At 61.9% G+C, this 14,323-nt stretch carries 12 protein-coding genes; all 12 read left to right on the plus strand.

Features of this window, described 5'->3' with window-relative positions; genetic code table 11:
- Positions 1-1,101: a UDP-N-acetylglucosamine--N-acetylmuramyl-(pentapeptide) pyrophosphoryl-undecaprenol N-acetylglucosamine transferase gene (locus INT40_RS00420; RefSeq protein ID WP_193070406.1), complete on the plus strand. Its 1,101-nt coding sequence runs from the start codon at positions 1-3 to the stop codon at positions 1,099-1,101.
- A 2-nt stretch (positions 1,102-1,103) separates the two neighbouring features.
- Positions 1,104-2,504: a UDP-N-acetylmuramate--L-alanine ligase gene (gene murC / locus INT40_RS00425; protein ID WP_193095242.1), complete on the plus strand. Its 1,401-nt coding sequence runs from the start codon at positions 1,104-1,106 to the stop codon at positions 2,502-2,504.
- A gap of 8 nt (positions 2,505-2,512) precedes the next feature.
- On the plus strand, positions 2,513-3,265 hold the full coding sequence (locus tag INT40_RS00430) for a cell division protein FtsQ/DivIB (RefSeq protein WP_319021907.1): 753 nt from the start codon (positions 2,513-2,515) through the stop codon (positions 3,263-3,265).
- A 190-nt stretch (positions 3,266-3,455) separates the two neighbouring features.
- The gene (gene ftsZ / locus INT40_RS00435; protein ID WP_193070409.1) at positions 3,456-4,625 is read left to right on the plus strand and encodes a cell division protein FtsZ; all 1,170 of its coding nucleotides are present in this window, start codon (positions 3,456-3,458) and stop codon (positions 4,623-4,625) included.
- Between the two features lies 1 nt (position 4,626).
- Complete coding sequence (gene pgeF, locus INT40_RS00440) at positions 4,627-5,385, plus strand: peptidoglycan editing factor PgeF (protein WP_193095244.1); 759 nt, start codon at positions 4,627-4,629, stop codon at positions 5,383-5,385.
- 76 nt (positions 5,386-5,461) lie between these two features.
- Positions 5,462-5,953, plus strand: coding sequence for a cell division protein SepF (locus INT40_RS00445; protein WP_193070411.1), 492 nt, complete (start codon positions 5,462-5,464; stop codon positions 5,951-5,953).
- 103 nt (positions 5,954-6,056) lie between these two features.
- The gene (locus INT40_RS00450; protein ID WP_101570438.1) at positions 6,057-6,356 is read left to right on the plus strand and encodes a YggT family protein; all 300 of its coding nucleotides are present in this window, start codon (positions 6,057-6,059) and stop codon (positions 6,354-6,356) included.
- Between the two features lie 384 nt (positions 6,357-6,740).
- A complete protein-coding gene (locus INT40_RS00455) occupies positions 6,741-7,568 on the plus strand; it encodes a DivIVA domain-containing protein (RefSeq protein ID WP_193070412.1) in 828 nt (275 codons plus the stop codon).
- A gap of 132 nt (positions 7,569-7,700) precedes the next feature.
- Positions 7,701-8,246 (plus strand): signal peptidase II, encoded by a 546-nt coding sequence (locus INT40_RS00460; RefSeq protein WP_193095245.1) that lies wholly within the window; start codon positions 7,701-7,703, stop codon positions 8,244-8,246.
- Positions 8,239-9,162 carry an RluA family pseudouridine synthase gene (locus INT40_RS00465; RefSeq protein ID WP_193095246.1) on the plus strand — a complete coding sequence of 308 codons (924 nt, stop codon included), beginning with the start codon at positions 8,239-8,241 and terminating at the stop codon, positions 9,160-9,162. Before INT40_RS00460 ends, INT40_RS00465 begins: the two co-directional genes overlap by 8 nt.
- A gap of 269 nt (positions 9,163-9,431) precedes the next feature.
- Positions 9,432-12,941 carry a DNA polymerase III subunit alpha gene (gene dnaE / locus INT40_RS00470; protein ID WP_374701018.1) on the plus strand — a complete coding sequence of 1,170 codons (3,510 nt, stop codon included), beginning with the start codon at positions 9,432-9,434 and terminating at the stop codon, positions 12,939-12,941.
- Between the two features lie 69 nt (positions 12,942-13,010).
- The gene (gene hisD, locus INT40_RS00475) at positions 13,011-14,321 is read left to right on the plus strand and encodes a histidinol dehydrogenase (protein ID WP_193095357.1); all 1,311 of its coding nucleotides are present in this window, start codon (positions 13,011-13,013) and stop codon (positions 14,319-14,321) included.
- Positions 14,322-14,323: the final 2 nt, after the last annotated feature.

Raw genomic sequence — 14,323 nt, forward strand, 5'->3', positions numbered from 1 at the left:
ATGACGAGCATTCTTCTTGCCGGTGGAGGCACCACCGGCCATATTTCGCCCATGTTGGCAATCGGTCGAGAGCTGCGTGCACTCCATCCTGACTGGGACGTAATCGCCCTCGGAACCGCAGACGGGCTAGAAGCCGATATCGTTCCGAAGGCCGGCTTCGAACTCCTCACCATCGATAAGGTCCCAATGCCGCGTTCGATCAGTCCCGCCGCGCTGAAGTTCCCGAAACGATTCGCCGCCAACATCTCACACGTCAAAGCGATCATCGCCGAGCGCGACGTCAAGGCCGTCGTCGGAGTCGGCGGATATGTCTGCCCACCGGCCTTCATCGCAGCCAAACAGGCGAAGATCCCTCTGCTTGTCCACGAAGCCAACGCGAAGCCCGGAATGGCGAACCGCCTCGGCGCCGTCCTGACGAAACCGGGAATGGTCGGGGTCACCTTCCCCGATACGAAGCTGCGCAACTCCGAGTTGGTCGGCATGCCGATGCCCACGGAGATCTCCTCACTCGACCGCAGCGACGCCGCCCAGCGACAGGCATGGCGACAGGACCTCGGCCTCAGCGACGACAAACCAGTCCTTGTGGTGACCGGCGGATCGTCTGGAGCACAGCGCATCAACGACGCCTTCCTCGCCGCAGCACCGCTGTGCCAGGAGAACGGGGTGCAGGTGCTGCACATCACCGGTGCCGGCAAAGATGATGCTCTGCGTGAGGCGGCGGCCCAGCTGCCCGATTACCACGTCGTCGACTACGTCGACGGAATGCACAGGGCCTATGCGGTCGCGGACCTGCTCGTGGCTCGTTCCGGGGCCGCGACCGTGTCTGAAGCCACCGTCGTCGGTGTTCCCGCCCTCTACGTTCCGCTGGCCATCGGCAACGGTGAACAGCGGCTCAACGCGGCTGGCAGCGTCAGAGCCGGAGCCTCTATGCTCGTCGACAACGCGGACTTCAACGCGTCGACCGTGACAGACAAGATCCTGCCCCTGGTGACCGACCGCGCGCGCCTGGACGCCATGAGCGCAGCAGCCCTTGATCTGCAATATCCGACCACTGCCGCCAGCACCATGGCCACCATCGTCACTCGCGCTCTGAGAGGTTGAACATGAGCACAGCTGAAATCGTCCCGGCCACAGAACTGGGTGCCGTCCACTTCATTGGAATCGGCGGTTCGGGCATGTCCGGGATTGCACGGATCATGGTCATGAACGGTGTCGCCGTTTCGGGCTCGGACGCGAAGGAATCGGCAGTCGTCGATGTGCTGCGGACCCTGGGCGCCAGAGTCGAGATCGGGCACTCGGCCGACAACCTCGGCGAGGCCGACACCCTTGTCATCTCCTCAGCGATCCGCAAGGACAATCCCGAACTAGTCGAAGCCGAACGCAAGGGCCTGCGGATTCTCCACCGTTCGGGTGCGCTGGCATCGCTGATGGCCGACAAACGGGCCGTGGCCGTGGCCGGCACCCATGGCAAGACCACCACGACGTCCATGACGACCGTGGCTCTGCAGGCCTGCGGGCTGGATCCCTCATTCGTGATCGGGGGAGTGCTGTCGACGACGGGCACCAACGCCCATCTGGGCACCGGTGACGTATTCGTCGCAGAAGCGGACGAATCGGACGGTTCGTTCCTGCTCTACGAACCCACGATCGGCATCCTCACCAACGTTGAAGCGGATCACCTGGACTACTACGGGACACCGGAGAAGGTGACGGAGGCGTTCGTCGAATTCTGCGCGGGCATCGGTGCAGACGGAGGAACCGTCATCGCCTGCGCCGATGACCCAGGTTCGCTCGCTGTCGCCGAACAGGCGCGGGAGCTGGGAACCTCTGTCATCCTCTACGGAACCTCCGAATCTGCCGACATCCGCCTGCGCGAACTCCGTTCGGGACTGGTCTCCGAATTCGTTCTCGACGTGCCGGGACAGGCAGAGCCGCTGCCGGTGACACTGCGCCAACCAGGCACCCACAATGCACTCAACGCGACGGCCGCGATCGCCGTCGCCCACAGCCTCGGCGCCGATGTCGCCAAGGCGGCAAGCGGCCTCGGGAACTACGGAGGCACTCGGCGTCGTTTCGAAGAACGCGGAATCGCTGCCGGAGTCCGTGTCATCGACGACTACGCTCACCACCCGACGGAGCTGCGAGCGGTGCTCAGTGCTGCTCGGGGAGTCGTCACCGAAGAGGGCCGGGTCTGGGCAATCTTCCAACCGCACCTGTACTCACGCACGATGGAGTTCCGAGCCGAATTCGGTGAGGCTCTCGGACTGGCCGATGAGGTCGTCGTCCTCGACGTGTTCCCGGCCCGGGAGGATCCGGTTCCCGGTGTCACCGGTGCGCTGATCGCCGATCGAGTCCCTCACGAGAACGTGACCTTCGTCGAATCCTTCAACGAAGCGGTTCCGTATGTCGCAGCCCGTGTGCGCCCCGGCGATCTCGTGCTCACCCTCGGAGCGGGGGATGTGACGATCCTCGGCCCTGAGCTGCTCACCGCACTGGAGGCCTGAACACTGTGGTGCCCCTTCCCGAACCGCGCACCGACGACAACTCGACCGCGGACCTCACCGGGGTCATCCGTGCGCGCAGACGACAGGTATGGCGCCGGCGCCTCCAGCTCATCGGCGCGGTTGCTGGGGTCCTCGTCATCGCGGCCGTGCTCTGGTTTTCACCTCTGCTGGCGCTGGACAAGGTCAACGTCAAGGGCAGCAAGCTGGTCGACCCGGACAAGATTTCGGAATCCGTGCTCGGCTCCGACGGCGGCACACCGTTGCCTCGGGTGCGTCCCGGAGCTGTGGAGAAGGCCGTCCTCGAAGAGTTCCCTCGGGCGAAGGAAGCCTCGGTGCACTATGCGGGACCTCGCAGCCTGAACATTACGATCACCGACAGGGACCCGGTTCTGGCGATCACAACGTCAGATGGGTACCAGCTCTTCGATGATGAGGCCGTCGACCTGGGCACCGTGAAGAAGGCACCCAAAGGCGTGACCGTGCTCGAAGAGTCCGCAGGTGCTCCAGACCAGAAAACTGTGTCCGCAGTGATCCGCTTCATGGCCGGACTTCGACCTTCGCTGCGCTCCGACCTGGCCTCGATTCATGCCGAGGACGAGAAGAACCTCGCCGGGGTCATTGACACCGGCGAAGCGAAGGCGAAAGTGGCCTTCGGAGACAGCACGAGCGCAAGCTTGAAGATGCGAACCGCACTGCAGCTGGCAGCCGACGGACGCACTGAAATCGACGTCTCTGTGCCCTCGGTGCCCGTGACCAACTGAAAACCCGCGAAACGAGGCGTGTTGTCTGTCATTGCCGCCGACACACCGGGGCTGAAGTTTGGCCGATGTCGGACACTCCGGCGAGAATGGTTGCAGTGGTGTTGCCCCGGACAATAGCCTCAGGGCAAAGAAGACCGTTCGAATTTGCACGCAGATGATGCGTGGATGATGCGCCGAAAGAGGAACCGACTTGGCTGAATTCCCACAATCCGGAGCGGATATCAAAGTTGCCGGTACCGGCGGCGGCGGTGTCAACGCTGTTCAGAGGATGATCGACGTCGGACTGCGCGGCGTGGAGTTCATCGCGATCAACACCGATGCGCAGGCACTTGTGCTCTCGGACGCCGATGTGAAGCTGGAGATCGGACGCGACCAGACTCGCGGACTCGGTGCCGGTGCTGATCCGGAGATCGGCCGTAAAGCCGCAGACTCCAGCGAAGAGGCGATCCGTGACGCACTCGAGGGTGCCGACATGGTCTTCGTCACCGCTGGTGAAGGCGGAGGAACAGGCACAGGCGCAGCTCCGGTCGTGGCCCGAGTAGCACGCTCGCTGGGAGCACTGACGATCGGTGTCGTCACCCGCCCGTTCACCTTCGAGGGCCGTCGCCGTTCCGCCCAGGCTGAAGCTGGCATCGCCGCACTGCGCGAAGAGGTCGACACCCTCATCGTCATCCCCAACGATCGACTGCTCTCCATCTCAGACCGCAGCGTCTCCGTCGTCGACGCGTTCCGCTCGGCCGATGAGGTTCTGCGCTCTGGTGTCCAGGGAATCACCGACCTCATCTCGGTCCCTGGGCTGATCAACCTTGACTTCGCCGACGTGAAGTCAGTGATGCAGGATGCCGGCACCGCGCTCATGGGCATCGGAGCAGCCACCGGTGATGACCGTGCCGTCCAGGCCGCAGAGTCGGCTATTGCTTCACCTCTGCTCGAAGCCAGCATCGATGGAGCCCACGGTGTGCTCTTCTGTATCCAGGGCGGCGCCGATCTCGGTCTGTTCGAAGTCAATGAAGCGGCCCGACTGGTGCAGGAGGCTGCGCACCCCGAAGCCAACATCATCTTCGGTGCAGTCATCGACGACAACATCGGCGACGAATGCCGTGTCACCGTGATCGCAGCAGGGTTCGACAATACGGTCGCCGGCCAGGATTCGGCCCCGGCCGAGTCTGCCCCAGCCTCGATCCCGATGGCGACCAGCCCCGCCGACATCGAATCCGCACCCGCGGAAGAAGCTGAGCCTGCGGCAGCAGTCGAACCTGAACCTCGCAATGAGGAGCATCAGATTCCGACCTCACTGCCCAACGAGCGCAGCACATCGAGCCTCGACAATGACCTCGATATCCCGGATTTTCTGAAATAAGATGCTGCACTCGAGATTCGTCGTTCCCGGAAGGCAGAACGCCCATGTGGCGTTCACCGACCGGCACGGCGGCTACTCGAGGGGAGACTTGTCATCGTTCAACCTGGCACGACATGTCGGGGATGACGACGAGCTCGTCGCCGCGAACCGCGCCGCTTTGGCTCAGGTTCTCGGCCTGAGCGGAGAGCGACTGAGTTTCGTGTCCCAGGTCCACGGCACCGAAGTCCGCATCATCGAATCACCGGAGCAGCTGCGCGATGAACCCGTGAGTGCAGATGCACAGGTCACGACGTGCCGCGGGCTCGGGCTGGCCATTATGGTCGCAGACTGCACGCCGATCATGCTCGCGGACCCCGAGGCAGGCGTCATCGGCGCGATTCATGCCGGACGGCCCGGAATGGCTGCGGGCATCGTGCCGGAGACAATGGCTGCGATGCGCAACCTGGGTGCCGCTGACATCCATGCGATCATCGGACCGTCGGTGTGCCCACGATGCTATGAAGTTCCCGCCGCGCTTCGGGAAGAAGTTGCTGCAGTCGAACCTGTGGCCGCCTCGGTGTCGGTCACCGGTACCCCGGCGATCGACGTCGCAGGGGCGGTGGCGGAGCAGCTGCGCCGTGCAGGTGTGAGCATCGACCATTTCTCTCGCACCTGCACACGCGAATCCGAGGATCTGTTCTCATACCGGAGACAACAGAGCACAGGCAGATTTGCCGGTGTGGTCTGGCTCCAGGAAGAAAACCACACGACACACCCATGAGACTCACCCGCCAGGCCGGTCTGTTGAGATAGTTTGGCGGCAGGCGAGGAAGTGCCGAAGGCCGAGGAGTGGAAAAATGTCAGCAATCAAGAAGACGCTGGAATACCTGGGTTTCGTCGAAGAAGAGGACGAGCAGCCCATCGAACGTCGTGACCGTGAGGTCATCGACACCTACGAAGAGCCCGTCGACGATTACGTCGAGGACGAGGAACGGCCTTCTGCCCAAGTCACGCCGATCCATCCGTCTCCGATTCGTCCAGTCGACTCTCCGGCCCCAGGAATCTCCATGAACCGCATCAAGACAATCCACCCCCGCAGCTATAACGACGCTATGGTGATCGGTGCCGCGTTCCGTGAGGGAATACCGGTGATCATGAACCTCTCGGAGATGGACGAGAACAACTCGAAGCGTCTCGTCGACTTCTCCGCCGGCCTGATCTTCGGCCTGCACGGTTCCATCGAACGCGTCACCAACAGAGTGTTTCTTCTCACCCCTGAGAACATCGAGGTCAGCGGAGAGAGCGAGTCAGATCCGGACTCACAGGCGAGCTTCTTCAACCAGAGCTGAGCTGCTTCGCCCCTCGACTGAGTTCATTCTTATCTCATCCTCAGCTCCGACGTATATCCTGAGTAACGACAGCTAAGCACCAAAGAAAGGCACGAGGAAACACGTGGCCATCATCTTCTACATCCTCGGCACTGCGCTCAGTCTCTACGTCTATGTTCTCCTGGCGCGAGTGGTCCTCGACCTCGTGCAGGTCTTTTCGCGCGAATGGAAGCCTTCCGGCTTCTTCCTCGTGCTGGCCGAGATCGTGTACACACTGACCGATCCGCCGCTGCGTCTGCTGCGCAAGGTGATTCCTCCCTTGCGATTGGGCCAGATCTCATTGGACCTGGGATTCATCGTGTTGCTGATCGGAATTCAGATTCTCGCATCGGTGCTGTTCAACTTCTCACGGGTGACGGCCTGAACATCAGCTCCGAAAGTTGGGCGCTCGAAGCTTAGTAGTTGAACGTTAATGTTTGTTTCTGGGCGTTTGATTGGGGTCACTTTCTCCTTAAGTCCTAAAGCGGAGCGCAGCGAACTGAGCGCAGGCGAGTGGCCGAATCGGCCATCGCTGGACATAGTTCCCACTCGATAATGAGCTTGTTGCAGATATCACAATGGCCTGCGGAGGTCATTCTCAGTTGGCCGAATCGTTCCAGATGTTGTTACGCTCGATTAGGAAGCTTCGTCATTGAATACGTGACACGGCATTTCTGCAGGACAAAACTGCAGGTGTTACGCTAATGTGACGTTGAAGCCGTCTTTATGGCGGCAGCGTAATGAATGTAGATCGACCAAAGGTGACCTCATGGCGCTCACGCCTGAAGACGTAGTAAACAAGCGGTTCCAGCATGTGAAGTTCCGCGACGGGTACGACCAGGATGAAGTCGACGATTTCCTCGATGAGGTTGTCGTAGAGATCCGCCGTCTCTATCAGGAGAACGACGAACTTCGTCAGAAGCTCTCCACCGCCGAACAGCGCGTCAAGGAACTCGACGCCGGCGGGGCATCTGCTGCCGCACCCGCTCAGGACATCGACGCCACTCAGGCTATGCCTGCTGCGGTGCCGGCGCCCTCGCAGAACGAAACCCAGGCGGCGAAGAATCAGGGGCAGTCTCCCGCTGTCCCGGAAACGACAGAGCAGCCATCGGCACCTGCCGTCAAGGAAGCAGCGCCAGCTGCACAGACGCCACCTGCGAACGAATCCGCTCCTGCCGTCAACAACGCTGCACCTGCTGCTGCAGGCTCCGGTGCCGGTCTGGGCCTCGGTTCGGCCTTGGGCAGTGGCGATAGCGACGCCCACGGGCTCATCGCTCTGGCGCAGCGCGTTCACGACGAGCACGTGGCAGAAGGCGAACGCCGCCGCGACGAGCTCATCCGAAGTGCAGAGACCGAAGCCAAGGACATCGTCGGCAAGGCCGAAACGAAGCGTGATGAGACACTGTCGACCCTGGAAACCCAGAAGTCGACCCTCGAACGCTCCATCGACCAGCTGTCGAACTTCGAGCGTCAGTACCGCACACGTCTGAAGAGCTACCTCAACGATCAGCTGCGTGACCTCGAGAACTCAACGAGTCTGGCCCCGGAGACCCTGGACGGTAACTCCTTCGGTTCGCCGTCGAATCACAAACTCTGATTCGCCACAGCAGACACCCAAGGTCCGGGAACTCCATGGAGTTCCCGGACCTTGTTCGTGTCCCCGTGAGGTGGATCATGGCTGCGGGTCCAGAGCCTTCGCGTGTCACGGCAGTGAGTTAGAATGAGCCAAATGAACGATGAAGCCACTGACACGAAACCCCGGCGGCGCAGAATGCTCGGGGCGTTGTTCGGCATAGCCGCGGTCGTGCTGGCGGTGGATCAGTTCACCAAGTTTCTCGCGGTCAGGTTCCTCGAAGGACAGGCACCGACCCCAGTCATTGGTACTCTGGCTGGATTCAACTTCTATCGGAATCCCGGAGCGGCACTCGGACTCGGCTCCGGTATGACCTGGATCTTCCCACTCATAGCGGTCGCTGTGTTCGCAGGGATCATCTTGCTGTCGAAGAAGTTGGGCTCGGTGACCTGGGCAGTCGGGCTCGGACTGCTGTTGGGTGGTCTGTTCGGCAACCTCGTGGATCGACTGTTCCGACAGCCCGGATTCCTCCACGGCGCCGTCGTCGATTTCATCGACCTCACTTTTTTCATCTGCAATGTCGCCGACATTGCGATATCCGCTGCGGCGGTCACCCTCGTGGTGGCCAGCCTCAAAGGCATTGAACTGGACGGATCGGACTCGAAGCATGCGAGCACGGTCGGAGAGGACACACATGGCTGAACGCTCGATCCTGGTACCCGAAGGCCTCGAAGGCCAACGGGTGGACTCGGCACTGTCGAAGCTGCTGGGGCTCTCCCGCACGGCAGCTGCTGACATCTGTGCAGAAGGGGGCGTGCAGCTGTCAGGACAGGTCGTCGCAAAGTCGGATCGCGTCGTGGCCGGCGCGCGCCTGGACATCATGATGCCCGAGCCGGCCAAGCCCTTGGAAGTCGTGCCCGACCCCGTCCCGGGGATGAAGATCGTCCATGATGAGGATGCGTTCGTCGTCGTCGACAAGCCAGTCGGCGTCGCCGCGCACCCCGCACAGGGGTGGAAGGGGCGGACCGTCGTCGGCGGACTCGCCGCCGCGGGCTTCACAATCGCCACCTCCGGTGCGCCTGAGCGGCAGGGAATCGTGCAGCGTCTCGACGTTGGCACTTCGGGTCTGATGGTCATCGCCAAGAGCGAGCATGCCTACAGCGTCCTCAAGCACGCGTTCAAGGAACGCACCGTGGAGAAGACCTATCACGCGCTCGTCCAAGGGCTGCCTGATCCTGTGCTCGGCACCATCGACGCACCCATCGCCCGCAACCCACGACACGATGGGCTGTATGCAGTCCACAGCGGTGGAAAGAACGCGGTCACGCACTATGAGGTCCTCGAAGCACACCGCCGAGCCTCCCTCGTGGAAGTTCATCTCGAAACCGGGCGGACCCACCAGATCCGCGTGCACTTCTCCGCACTCAAACGCCCCTGCGTCGGTGACCTTCCCTACGGCGCAGATCCTGGCCTCGCCAAAGATCTCCGCCTGGAACGTCAGTGGCTGCACGCAGTCAAACTCGGATTCCACCATCCCGAGTCCAATGAATGGGTCGAATTCGAGAGCGGATACCCCGAGGACCTGAAGTACGCACTCGATCGAATTCGCACACCCTGAACGCAGCGGTTCGCACGTACTGAACTCTGCTGTGCAGGCACAGAATGCAGCTGCCTGCACAACCTGAACGCCGCCGAGATGGGTGCCGCATGGGCCCGATCATGACTTCGATCACCGCCCGTTCAACACCTGCCGAGGCGGAGGCCGGGACTCCACTGGTCGAACCCCTGATGGTCTAAGCTGGGGGCGCAACAAAGGTCATATCAGAGGGAAGGCTGCCAGTGCCGAAAGACGATTTCGTCCATCTTCACGTCCACACCGAATACTCGATGCTGGACGGAGCCGCCCGACTCACGGACCTGATGGCCGCGACGAAGGCCTCGGGAATGTCGGCCATCGCGACCACAGACCACGGCTACCTGTTCGGCGCTTTCGACTTCTGGTCGCAGGCCACCGCAGCCGGCATCAAGCCCATCATCGGCGTGGAAGCTTATGTCACCCCGGGCACGGACCGGCGCGACAAGACAAGGGTGAAATGGCGCACGGACGAGTCGCAGAAACGCGATGACCTGTCCGGCGGCGGTGCCTACACCCACATGACGTTGCTTTCACGCAACAACACCGGGATGCGCAATCTGTTCAAGGCCTCGTCCTACGCCTCCCTCGACTCAGTATTCAGCAAATGGCCGCGCATCGACCAGGAGCTGTTGGAAACCTACTCCGACGGTCTGCTCGCTACTACGGGCTGCCCCTCGGGGGAGATCCAGGTACGACTGCGACTGGGACAGTACGAAGAGGCCAAAGCTGCGGCCGGCAAATACCGTGAGATGTTCGGCAAGGACAACTACTACGTCGAACTCATGGACCATGGGCTCTCCATCGAGAAGCGTGTGACCAAGGACCTGATCCGTCTGTCAAAGGAGATGGACATTCCGTTGGTCGCCACCAACGATCTTCACTACACGCATGAATCCGATGCGAAGGCGCACGAAGCGCTGCTGGCCATCCAGTCCGGATCGAAGCTCATCGAACCGACCTATGATCAGGGCGGTTCACGCTTCGCCTTCTCCGGCTCCGGTTATTACCTCAAATCGGGTGCCGAGATGCGGGCGCTGTTCTCCGAATTCCCCGAAGCCTGCGACAACACTCTCGAGATCGCCGAGAAGTGCGAAGTCTCCTTCGACACCTCGGCGAACTATATGCCGAAGTTCCCCTGCCCGCCTGGAGAGGACGAAACCTCGTGGCTGGTCAAAGAGGTCCAGACCGGGCTCGAATATCGGTATCCGGGAGGAATTCCCGACGATGTGCGCAAGCAGGCGGACTACGAACTCGACGTCATCATCTCGATGGGCTTCCCCGGCTACTTCCTCGTCGTCGCCGATTTCATCAACTGGTCAAAGGACAACGGCATCCGTGTCGGTCCGGGACGTGGCTCGGGTGCCGGTTCCATGGTCGCCTACGCGATGCGCATCACCGATCTGGATCCGCTCAAGCACGGCCTGTTCTTCGAGCGTTTCCTCAACCCCGACCGTGTCTCCATGCCCGACTTCGATGTCGACTTCGATGATCGTCGCCGCGGCGAGGTCATCGACTATGTGACACGGAAATACGGTGACGAACGTGTCGCCATGATCGTCACCTACGGCACGATCAAGACGAAGATGGCGCTCAAGGACTCAGCACGAGTCCTCGGCAAGCCGTTCTCGATGGGGGAGCGCCTGACCAAGGCGCTGCCACCGGCCGAGATGGCCAAAGACATTCCGCTGGCCGATATCGAGAACCCCGAGTCGAAGCGCTACAACGAAGCGGGCGAATTCCGAGCGTTCGTCGACTCGGACACCGATGCCCGTGAGACCTTCGAAACCGCAAAGGGCATCGAAGGCCTGAAACGGCAGTGGGGCGTGCACGCGGCCGGCGTCATCATGTCCTCGGACCCGATCATCGACGTCATACCGATCATGCGCCGGTTCCAAGACGGTCAGGTCATCACCCAGTTCGACTACCCCACCTCTGAGGGCCTCGGACTGATCAAGATGGATTTCCTGGGGCTGCGAAACCTCACGATCATCTCCGACGCCGTGGAGAACATCAAAGCCAACCGTGACTACGATCTCGACCTCGAACACCTCGACCTCGATGACCGTGGGGCCTATGATCTGCTCTCCCGCGGTGACACCCTCGGCGTGTTCCAGCTCGACGGCGGGGGACTGCGTGCCCTGCTGCGGCTGATGAAGCCGGATAACTTCGAAGACATCTCTGCAACGATTGCGCTCTACCGTCCGGGACCGATGGGTGCCGACTCCCACACGAACTTCGCGCTGCGCAAGAACGGACTGCAGGAAGTCACACCGATCCACCCCGAGCTGGCAGAGCCGCTCGAGGACATTCTGGGCACCACCTACGGACTCATCATCTACCAGGAGCAGGTGATGGCGATCGCGCAGAAGGTCGCCGGCTACTCCCTGGGTCAAGCAGATATTCTGCGTCGTGCGATGGGTAAGAAGAAGAAGTCCGAGCTGGACAAACAGCAGGTGGGCTTCTTCGGAGGGATGAAGGAACGCGGCTACTCCGAGGCGGCAGCGCAGGCACTCTGGGACATTCTGCTGCCCTTCTCCGACTACGCGTTCAACAAGGCGCACTCGGCTGCCTATGGCCTCGTGTCCTACTGGACCGCGTTCCTCAAAGCTCATTACACGGCGGAGTACATGGCAGCCCTGCTCACCTCGGTGGGCGACAACAAGGACAAACTGGCCATCTACCTCAACGAGTGCCGGCGGTTGGGCATCACCGTGCTGCCTCCGGACGTCAACGATTCGGCTCTGCACTTCACCCCAGTCGGCCAGGACATCCGCTTCGGCATGGGTGCAGTGCGCAACGTCGGTGCCAACGTCGTCGACGGCATCGTAGAGGCACGAGGAGAGAAGGGGGCATTCACCTCGTTCACGGATTTCCTCGACAAGGTGCCCAGCCACGTGTGCAACAAGCGCACGATCGAATCGCTCATCAAGGCCGGCGGCTTCGACTCATTGGGACAGACCCGGAGATCACTCGTCGAAGTCCACGAAGAGGCAGTGGACTCGGTCATCGGCGTCAAGCGGCAAGAGGCCAATGGGCAGTTCGACCTGTTCGCCGGCCTCGGAGGTGACGATGACGAACCGAGCTTCTCCGTCGCGATTCCCGACCGTCCCGAATGGGAGAAGAAGGAGAAGCTGGCCTTCGAGCGCGACATGATCGGCCTTTATGTCTCCGACCATCCGCTCAACGGCCTCGAGGGTGTCCTCGCCGCCGAATCGGAGGCCTCCATCGCCGATGTGGTGGACCCGGAAACTCATCGCCACGACGGTTCCCAGGTGAAGATCTGCGGAATGATCACCCAGGTCGCGCGCAAGGTCTCGAAGAACTCCGGCAAACCGTATGCGATCGTATCCGTGGAGGACCTCGAAGCCGAGATCGAGGTCATGTTCTTCGGCGATACCTACGAACCCGTAGCGAGTCTGCTCGCCACCGACCTCGTCATCAGCCTGACCGGACGCATCCGCCTCTCCGATGATCGACCGACCTCGATGATGGCGATGTCGATGACGATCCCCGACGTCACCGATCCGAAGGACCGGCCGCTGAATCTGATGCTGCCGATGGAGAAGGCTACAGAGGAGATGGCTTCCAAGCTGCTGCGTGTGCTCGAATCGCATAAGGGACAGACCGATGTGCATCTTGTCCTCTCACAGCCGGGCAGACAGACAGTGATGCGGCTCGATCGTGCGATCCGCGTCGACCCGAACCCGAGCCTCTACGGAGATCTCAAGGCGCTGTTGGGATCTCGCTGCCTGACTGCCTGACTGCCTGAAGCAATGCCTGAGAGCGGCGAAACGGAGGCAGAGGCGACCGACGAGGAGACGGGGACTAGAATGGTGCGGGTGAACATTCTGGACTTCCGCGGTGAGAACCTGAGCAAGAGATTCCTCAAGCAGCGACTGCCCCGTGCCGCTGAGACGCATGCCGATATCGAACGACGAGTAGCTGACCTGCTGAACCAGGTGCAGACAGGGGGCACTCGTGCTGTGAAGGAATTCACCGCGAGATTCGACTCGGTCGAACCCGAGTCGCTGCGTGTGCCCGTCTCCGCGCTCAAACGTGCCGAAGACGAACTGGACCCTTCCGTCAAAGCAGCCCTGATCGAATCGATCTCACGGGCTAGGAAAGTCGCCGACGACCAGCGTCCCACCGACATCACCACTGAACTGTCCTCCGGGGCGCAGGTGACCACACGGCACCTGCCGATCGAACGAGTCGGCCTGTATGTGCCCGGTGGTCTGGCCGTCTACCCATCCACCGTCGTGATGAACGTCGTGCCGGCGCAGGCAGCGGGGTCCGCCTCACTGGCCATCGCCAGTCCGCCCCAAAGCAACGGACTGCCTCACCCCACGGTGCTCGCTACAGCACACATCCTCGGCGTCGATGAGGTGTGGGCCATGGGCGGTGCCCAAGCCATCGGTGCTCTTGCCTACGGCCTGGACGATGAGGAGAAGTTGGAGCCTGTCGACCTCATCACGGGTCCGGGCAACGCCTATGTCGCCGCGGCGAAATCTCTCATGCGTTCACAGGTGGGCATCGACGCCGTCGCCGGACCCACCGAGATCATCATTCTTGCCGACGCCACAGCAGATCCGGCGTTCGTCGCCGCCGATCTCATCAGCCAGGCCGAACACGACGAACTGGCCGCCGCCGTCCTCGTCACGGACTCGACCGAGCTCTCCGAACGGGTGCAGGCCGAACTCCTGACCCAGGTTCCCGCCGCAGCTCACGACGAGCGCATCAGCATCTCCCTGGCCGGGAAGCAGTCGGCCATCGTCCTCGTCGATGATCTCGACGCCGGCATCGACGTCGTCAACGGATACGCCGGCGAACATGTCGAGGTCCACACTGCCGAGGCGAATTCGGTCGCCGCCCGCATCACCAACGGGGGAGCGGTGTTCGTCGGAGACTGGTCACCGGTGTCCCTGGGTGACTACTGCGCAGGTTCGAACCACGTCCTGCCCACGATGGGAACAGCCGCCCATGGATCCGGGCTGGGCGTTCACTCGTTCATCAAGGTCAGCCAGGTCATCGACTATGACCGGTCGGCACTGGCCGAGGTGGCCGACCACATCAAGGTGCTGGCGGACAGCGAACAGCTGCCCGCTCACGGTCGGGCCGTCGGCATCCGGTTAGAGGAGTAGAT

It is taken from the genome of Brevibacterium sp. FME17, assembly GCF_014897515.1.
In the GTDB taxonomy this organism is placed as follows: domain Bacteria; phylum Actinomycetota; class Actinomycetes; order Actinomycetales; family Brevibacteriaceae; genus Brevibacterium.